The sequence below is a fragment of the Streptomyces sp. NPDC059668 genome, from assembly GCF_042734135.1.
Taxonomy (GTDB): domain Bacteria; phylum Actinomycetota; class Actinomycetes; order Streptomycetales; family Streptomycetaceae; genus Streptomyces.
In genome coordinates this window covers 132,295-140,309 of sequence record NZ_JBHWEL010000013.1, presented here as the reverse complement: position 1 = coordinate 140,309, position 8,015 = coordinate 132,295, and the positions used below count along the sequence as shown (strand labels likewise).

General features: G+C 72.6%; 6 protein-coding genes and 1 pseudogene. 1 reads left to right on the top strand and 6 read right to left on the bottom strand.

The window, feature by feature from the left end:
* Positions 1-143: 143 nt before the first annotated feature.
* The 6 genes from ACFV2J_RS13200 to ACFV2J_RS13175 form a co-directional block, all read right to left on the bottom strand.
* Positions 144-3,857 (bottom strand): S8 family serine peptidase, encoded by a 3,714-nt coding sequence (locus ACFV2J_RS13200; protein ID WP_385085096.1) that lies wholly within the window; start codon positions 3,855-3,857, stop codon positions 144-146.
* Between the two features lie 530 nt (positions 3,858-4,387).
* Positions 4,388-4,792 carry a hypothetical protein gene (locus ACFV2J_RS13195; RefSeq protein ID WP_385092279.1) on the bottom strand — a complete coding sequence of 135 codons (405 nt, stop codon included), beginning with the start codon at positions 4,790-4,792 and terminating at the stop codon, positions 4,388-4,390.
* A gap of 103 nt (positions 4,793-4,895) precedes the next feature.
* Positions 4,896-5,885, bottom strand: coding sequence for a nucleoside hydrolase (locus tag ACFV2J_RS13190; RefSeq protein ID WP_385092276.1), 990 nt, complete (start codon positions 5,883-5,885; stop codon positions 4,896-4,898).
* A gap of 162 nt (positions 5,886-6,047) precedes the next feature.
* A complete protein-coding gene (locus ACFV2J_RS13185) occupies positions 6,048-6,356 on the bottom strand; it encodes a DUF1876 domain-containing protein (protein WP_385092273.1) in 309 nt (102 codons plus the stop codon).
* A 179-nt stretch (positions 6,357-6,535) separates the two neighbouring features.
* Positions 6,536-7,054 (bottom strand): hypothetical protein, encoded by a 519-nt coding sequence (locus ACFV2J_RS13180; protein WP_385092282.1) that lies wholly within the window; start codon positions 7,052-7,054, stop codon positions 6,536-6,538.
* Between the two features lie 103 nt (positions 7,055-7,157).
* Positions 7,158-7,658 carry a GNAT family N-acetyltransferase gene (locus ACFV2J_RS13175; protein ID WP_385092270.1) on the bottom strand — a complete coding sequence of 167 codons (501 nt, stop codon included), beginning with the start codon at positions 7,656-7,658 and terminating at the stop codon, positions 7,158-7,160.
* A gap of 122 nt (positions 7,659-7,780) precedes the next feature.
* On the opposite strand from ACFV2J_RS13175, the pseudogene ACFV2J_RS13170 reads away from it, so the two are divergent.
* Positions 7,781-8,015 (top strand): annotated as a pseudogene (locus ACFV2J_RS13170) (hypothetical protein); the annotation flags it as partial.

Here is an 8,015-nt window from a genome sequence, read left to right as displayed (position 1 = left end):
GCGCCCCCCCCCCCGCGCCGCCCCGCCCGCGCCGTGTTTGTCTGCGGCCCCCCCCCCCCCCCCGCCGGGGGGGGGGGGGGGGGGGGGGGGGGGCCCCCCCCCCCCCCGCGGTGCTGTCCCGGGTGACCTCCCGGGGTGTGACGTCAGCGCAGGCCGAAGGCCCGGGTGATCGTCTGCGAGACGGTGTTGCCCGCGCTGTCCCGGGCGCCGACCCGGAGGGTGACGAAGTCGGCGGACCGCGGCGCGCGCAGGTTCGTCCGCCAGCCCTCGTCGCACCGGCTCGGGTCGGTCCGCTGCCAGGTCGCACCGTCGTCGTACGAGACCTCGACGGTCGGCTTCCCGATGGCGGCGGTGGTGCCCGGCAGGTGCGAGGCGGTCACCGTCAGGCCGGCGTGCCGGTCGGCACGGCCGGACTTGTCGGTGTCCACGCCGTAGTCGAGCTGGATCAGCGGCAGGGACACCGCCGACTCGCTGCCGGTGACCGCGGAGGTGAAGTCCCACTCGGTCAGCGTGTGCGTCGAGTACGGGTTGGCCCAGGTGCCGCGGTCGTTGTCGAGGACCAGCCGGTAGGGCAGGCGCTCGGCGCCGAGGCCGGGAACCTGAAGGTACTCGGCGTTGCCCCAGTCGAGCTGCTGGTCGCCCTGGTAGAGCGACATCCAGTCCTTGACGTCGAAGTTCGCGCCGGCCTCGCCGACATGGCCGGAGCCCGAGTCGCCCCAGCCGGGCGCGGTGATGTACATCGTGTCGAGGTAGCGCACCGGCTGGTAGTTCACCGGGCCCATGCGGGGCCGCTGGATCGGGCCGAACCAGCTGACCTTGGCGGTCTTGCGCGCCGGGTAGTCCAGCGGGTCGATCGAGTGCTGTCCGGTCTCGCCCTGGATGAAGGCGTCGTCCAGCCAGGTGGTGCCGGCGGTGACCCAGTCGGTGCGCTCGCCCTGGGCGGGCGCCGTGAGCTGGTTGCCGACCGCCCAGCCCCGCCAGACGTCCGGACGGAACTCCAGCGCCTTGCCCTGCCGGTAGTTCCGGAAGGAGACGTTCACCCGGCCGAGGCCCTTGGGCTCCTCGGTCCAGGTCGGGTCCGCCGGGACGGCGCCGGTCCAGTGGTGCACCACGTCGTAGACGTAGTCCGTCGTGGGGTGCGAAGTGACCTTCAGCGAGACCGCGTTGTGGCGGAGCGAGCCGATCAGCTCCGCGCCCTGGTCGGCGGTGAGCGTCGCCACCGTCACCGGGGCGGGGCTCGCCGGGCTCCAGGGGTTCTCGTCCCAGGGCTCCAGGCGGCCGACGCCGTCGTTGACGACCAGCAGCAGCCGGGCGCCGGCCGCCGCGGCGGCCTCCGCCTGCGCCTTGATCCCCGCCGTGCCGGCGCCCCGCACCACGACGGCCTTGCCGCGCACGTTCTGCCGCGCGAGCTCCTGGGCCGTGCCGTCGCCGGCGAAGACCGCCGTCAGGTTCCGGCTGCCGGCGGGCAGCGGTGTGGCGGCGCGCTTGACCAGCGGGTCGTTGAACGTCGTCGACTTCGTGCTCAGGGTCAGCGCCGGCTGCTCCAGGCGGAAGCGGGCGCCGGCCTCGAACTCGCCGTCGGTGACCTTCTTGCCGGTCGGGAGCGCCCAGATGCTGTCGTACGAGGGGTTGGGCAGCATCGACGTCTCCACCAGGCTGTCGGTGAAGGACCGGTGGGCGTCCAGGCGCGGCGCGACGGCGGTGGTCTGCTGCGGCACCCGCGCCAGGATCCGGCGCGCCTTGCGGCCGTCGAGCGTGACGGTGCGGTCCTGGTCCAGGTTCACGTCGTTGAAGGCGAGCAGCACCATGCCGAGCGAGTTCGGGCCTTCGGCGCCCTGTACGTCCCCGGTGAGCCAGCCGCTGTAGCTGCCGACGGGCAGCCGCGTCGTGCCGGTGCCGGACGCGTCGAGGTCCATCACCGTGAAGAGGTGCTCGGCGGTGAGGACGACCCGGCCCGCCAGCGGCTTGCCCGCACGGTCCTTCGCGACGACGGTCAGATTCTGCCGCCGGCCCTCTCGGGCCGCGCCGATCAGGGTGCGGGCGCGGACGGTTCCGGCGCCGTCCGTACCGGTGATCGTGGCGCTGATCGACTGGTCACCGGCCAGCTTGTCCAGGTCCGCGGTCAGCTCGACCGTGGCGGTTCCGTGCGCGGGCACGGTGACATGGTCCGCGGAGAGGCTGAACAACCCCGCGGGCACAGTGCCGTTGACCGAAAGGTTCAGGTTGACCGGGGCGTCGCCGACATTGGTGTACGTGACCGTCTGGACGTCGGTCTCGCCGGGTTTCGGGGGCCAGGTGTGGAAGCCGGAGTAGGCGCTCGTGGTGGCGAAGACCGTGGTGTGCACGGCCGCGAGCGCGTCGAGCCGGCCGGCGCCCGCCTGGTACGGGGTGTACGCCGGGGTCGCCTTGGCGCTGCTGACCAGCGCCTCCTTGAGCTGGGTGCCCGTCCAGTCGGGGTGCTCGGAGGCGAGGAGCGCGGCGGCACCGGCGACGTGCGGCGTCGCCATCGAGGTGCCGCTCATCGTGGTGTAGTAGCCCGAGCCGCGCTTGTAGTGCGAGCGCGCCGCGACGATGTCGACGCCGGGCGCGGTGATCTCCGGCTTCAGCCCGCCGTCGCCGTCACGCGGGCCCTGGCTGGAGAAGTCGGCGAGCGTGTCGGTGGAGTCGACGGCGCCGACGGTCAGCGCGGAGTCCGCGGCACCGGGGCTGCTGATGGAGTGCGGGCCGCCGTTGCCCGCCGCGATCACGAACAACGCGCCCGTGTCGTGGCTGAGTTCGTCGACGGCCTGGCTCATCGGGTCGGTCTTGTCACCGCCACCGCCCAGGCTCATGCTGATGATCCTGGCCTTCTGGTCGCGGGCGGCCCACTCCATGCCCGCGATGATCCAGGATTCCTGGCCGCTGCCCTCGGAGTTGAGCACCTTGCCGACGGCCAGCCGGGCGCCGGAGGCGACACCCCGCTCCTTGCCGTCGGAGGCGCTGCCCGTGCCGACGATGGTCGAGGCGACGTGCGTGCCGTGGCCGTTGTAGTCGGCGATGTCGTCCTCGCCGGGGACGAAGCTGGCGCTGTCGGACACCTGCCCGACCAGGTCCGGGTGTTCGGTGTCCGCGCCGCTGTCGAGCATCGCGACCTTCACGCCCTGGCCGGTGTCGCCCTCCGCCCAGACCTTGTCCGCGCCGATCTGGGCGGTGGAGTCGGCCAGGTCGGCCTTCACCTTGCCGTCGAGCCACACATGGGCGACGCCGCCCGTGAAGGACGGCTTCGCGGTCCGGGCCGCCGCGCCGGAACCCCCGGTGAGCGAGGACCAGAACTCCGGTGCCTGCTTGTGGTTCTGCGCGAGGGCCGCGCCCTGGATGCTGTCCAGGCGGCGGACGTCGGTCGAGCCGGCCATCTTCGTCCGGGTGCGGTCCTTGGCGGCGGCTCCGGTGTAGCGCACGATCAGCGGCAGCCGGGAGCTGTGCGCGTCGTCGTAGCCCTCGGTGATCAGCCGCGTCACGTTGAAGAGCTGCTTGTCGAGTTTGCCGGCGCTCACGTACGGCAGGGCGGCGTCGGGGTAGACGTAGGTGGCGCCGTCCACGACAGCGCGGTGGAAGCCGGTGGTGGCTCCGCTCGCGGCCTGGAAGGAACGTACGACGGAGCCGTCGGCGGCGGTCCCGATGGTGACCTTGTCACCCGTGATCAGGGTGACGGTGTGCGTGCCGGCATCGCCGGGGGTCCGGTGTCCGGTGTCGTTGTGCGACACCTCACCGGCGGAGTACGCGGACACAGCGGCGGTCGCCGGTATGACGCCGAGTGTGAGCGCGGCCGCCACGGCGAGGGCGATCGGGCCGGGCCGGGGGATGGGAACCTTGGGCAAGGAAGACTCCTGGGACGCGGCGAAGAGCGAAAGATCACTGGATCCTCCGGCCGCCCCCGCCGCCGTTCAAGGGGTCGCACACGTCACTCTTGTGCCATGGCGCAGTTGTGCCGCGAGCAGACGGGTCGTCGGCCGCCGCGCGTCCGGGGGCGCGACGGCGGACCACCCCATGCACTCGGCGAGTTGAGGGACGGAGCGACGGGCCCGTGGGGCGTCCCGGCCGGCGGCCCGGCGGATGCCCGCCGCCGGGGCGGACGCCAGGTGTGCATGGCCCGCGCTCTCACGTCGTCGAGGGGTGTCGGGTCGTCCCGCGGGGCGCCGGCAGCCCCGCATCCGTACCCACTCGCCGTCACTCAGCGGCGGCGTGGCCGGTCGTCGCGGCGAGGCGCTCGCCCTCGCGGCCGACACCGCCTCGCCGGTCGGCGCGTTCCCGGTGGTGTCGCTGTGGGACGCGGTCGTCGTTCCACTCGGGCGCGCCGCGTGAGCAGCGGCGGACCGTGCCCGCACGTCAGTGTCCCGGGAGCCGCACGTCAGTGCCCTGGGCGCCGCCCGTCCCGTCGTCGCGCGGAGGCGATCGCGGTGACGACGGCGGTCGCGGCGAGGCTTCCCACCATGACCAGCCCGACGCCGACCCCGAAGAGGCCGCTGGAGTCGTCCGACCAGTCGTACCAGGCGGCAACGGTGAGGCCGGCCGTGGTGCCGAGCACGGCGGCGGCGACATGGTGCCGGGACGCCGCCCAGTACACCGGAGCCAGCAGAGTCAGTACCAGCCCGATCACCTGCCACGCCTCGTACGGACCGGTCGTCGTGCCGTCCGGGTGCACGTCACGATGTTGGTCCCAGCCCAGCCAGGCAGCCCACATCGCCAGCGACACCCCGGCAAGCAGGAGGATCGACACCAGTTGGGGAACAGGTTTCAGTGGTCGTTGACGCATGCCCCGAGTGTTTCCGTCCGCTCCGTCACCGACCAGAGCGCATGTACTCAGTTCCGCCCGAGTACGTCAGCCGTGGACAGACCTCTCGTGTCCCTTCCGGAGGTCATTCCCACCGGCCCTGGGTGCTCTGGCCGTTCGCCTCCGGAAGGGTCGAGGTCCGGTCGGAGGTCGCCAGGTTCTCGAGTGAGCGGATGAGCAGGTCCCAGAGACGTTCGGTGTGCAGTTCGGTGGCCACGGACGTGTTCGGCGCGCCGATTCGGCCGCGGAAGTCGGTGACGGTCATCCCGTAGGTCGCCGTGCCGCGCAGTTCGACCTCGACGTGGGCCTCGACGGCCTCCATCAGGGTGGGGTCGATGGCCCGGCCGACCGCGCACGCGTCGTGGATCGTGGCCGTCGTGCCGTGGACCTTGCCGACGGTGGCGTTGTAGTGGTGCAGGAGATCGACGACGAACCGGGACACCGGTGTGTCCAGCGCCCCGATGCGGGACAGCAGCTCCGGGGTGGCCGCGGCCTGCGCGGTCAGGTCGAGACCGACCATGGTCACGGGCCAGTCCGCCGAGAGGACGATCGCGGCCGCCTCGGGATCGGCGTGCACGTTGAACTCGGCCGCGGGCGTGACGTTGCCGCGGGTGTACGACCCGCCCATGAGGACGACCTCCCTGACCAGCGTGGCGATCCGCGGCTCCCGGCGCAGGGCCAGCGCGATGTTGGTCAGGGGTGCGGTGGGGACGAGTGTGATCTCGCCGGGGTGGGTGAGAACTGTCTCCACGATGAGGTCGACGGCGTGCCGGGGGTCGGCCTCCATGGCCGGAGCGATGAAGGCCGGGCCGTCCATGCCGGACTCGCCGTGGATCTCGGCCGCGGTGATCCGGTCACGGACGAGGGGGCGGTCGGCGCCCGGCGCGACGGGTACGTCGTGCAGGCCGGCCAGCGTGCAGACCTGACGGGCGTTCAGGGTGACCTTGTCGAGGGTGTGGTTGCCCGCGACGGTGGTGACGGCGACGATCTCGACGTCCGGGTTCCCGGCGGCGAGCAGGATGGCGATCGCGTCGTCCAGCCCGGGGTCACAGTCGATGACGATCTTCTTGGGCATGCGGTCCCTTTCCGGAGCGGGGCACTGACGGGCGCCGGTCGTCACGATCGGGCGTGACAGCCGGCGCCCTGTTCATGCCTCGCCACGGGCGCACCACTCGTATCACCGGACGGCCGGTGGAAGGAGCACGCCGAGAAGCCGCCGATCACTACGGATCGATCCTCAGCGCAGCGGATGCGAGGTCCTGCCCGACTCCTCGTCGATCTCGTCGTGCGCCTTGGTCAGCAGTTTCATCGCCAGTTCGTTGAGTGCCCGCGCTCCCGCGACCTCCTCGCCGACCCTCGGCTGGTTCGAGTCGCTGGGATGGCGGCTGGCGTACCCGTGCGCCCGCACCTCGCTCCCGTCGGCGAGCCGGAGGAGGGCGGCGGCGCGCGTGCGGTGCTCGTCCTCCTCGAACTCCATCTCGACGTGCCAGCCGACGGCGGTCCGTGCCCGCGGTCGCGTCGGCTTCATCTCTGTCGTCTGCGTCATCACGATCACCTCCGGGGCCGACCCCAGCCCCTGCTACCCCAGCCCTCCTTCCAGAGTGTGCTTCTTCGCCCGGCTCCGCACGGGGGAGGGCCGTCGGTGAACGCTCGGTTCTCCCCGTGCACGGAGAGTGCCGTTCCGCGGCGGTCGGAAGCCCAGCACCGGGACAGGCACCGAGGCAGTCAGTGGAGCGCGACCTTGGCGGCCACGATGATCAACCCGAGGACGAAGTTGACGGCGGCGACGGACGCCACCGCGCCGTGCGAGGCACCGGCCCGGAGGACCGCCACCGTGGCCCAGCCGACCTGCTGGGCCACGGCGACGCCCAGCGCGAGCCATCCCGCCCCTTCGACCCCGAGCCCCAGGAGCGGGCTGATCGCCACGGCGACGGCGGGCAGGAACGCCGCCTGGACGATCGGCCACTCGTGCACGCACACCTGCCGGATCTCCCGCCAGGTCACCGCCTGATGCCGCAACCGGTTTCCGACGAACCGGACGTAGGCGTGCGCGGCCCAGAACACCAGGCCGGTACAGAGCAGGAGGGCCACGAGCTGGGCGCGCGGGTGCGGGCCGAGCGCACCGGCTCCGGCCACCACCGAGGCGGCCAGGAGCGAGCCGTAGATCGCACCCGTGTAGTCGGTCCGGGGAGGGTCCGGCGGGGTACCCGGGGCCGGTTCGTGTGCGGAGGCGCGGTGTGCCACCTGTCCAGGTTCACGTGCCACCGGACCAGGATCGCAAGAGAGCGCGCGCCCTGCCATTTCGTCGGCGCCGGCCGCTCCCGTGCCCGCGTTCGGTCGTCGCGTCCTACGGCTGGACCTCCAGGTCGCGCCGGTACCAGGTGCCCGGCCTGCCGCCGAGGTCGGCCGGGTCGGCCGGGCCGACCGGGACGAACCCGGCCTTGGTCAGCACCTTCCGGGAGGCGGCGTTGTCGTGGGCGGTGGCCGCCCGCAGTGTGCGCAGCCCGTGGCGCGTCGCCGCCAGCCGGCACAGCTCGCGGACGGTCGCGGTCGCCACGCCGCGGCCGGCGACGTGCTGCGCGACCCGGTAGCCGAGGGCGGCCGTGCCGTCTTCGAGGTCGTACAGGTTGAACCGGCCCAGAACCGAGCCGTCCTCGGTGACGAGCACGTAGAAGGCGCAGACACCGGCTTCCTGCTCGGCCAGCAAGGCGCTGTGCCGGTCGGGGAACCGGTCGAAGTAGTCGTCGCCGCGGTCGGAGACGGCGGCGGCGAAGTAGGCACGGTTGGCCAGCTCGAACGCCAGGACCGCCGGGGCATGACCGGCATGCAGCCGTTTCAATTCGGGCACCGGCCGACTCTACCCAGACGGTGCGCCGACGCCACCTGGGTTTCCGTCGGCGGTGGAGAGCACCAGGGGCCAGGACCACTGCCCATCGGCTTCCGTACGGGAGGCAGGACGCTTCACGGCCGGTGACCGCTGAGAGCGTCCTCCGGATGCTGCTCCTCTTCACGCCGGGCGCACCGCGTGAGGAGTTCTTCGAGGGGATGTCGGAGACGGGTGACGCCGCGGACGCGGAGCGCGCCGAGTCCTTCGACAGGTACGACCAGTATTTCGTCGACCAGTATTTCGTGGGGCCCCGCCGCGCGCGGGGGGGGCCAACCGCAGTCCCCGCCGCGGGCAGTCGTGGGGGTGGGTGTGGGAGGG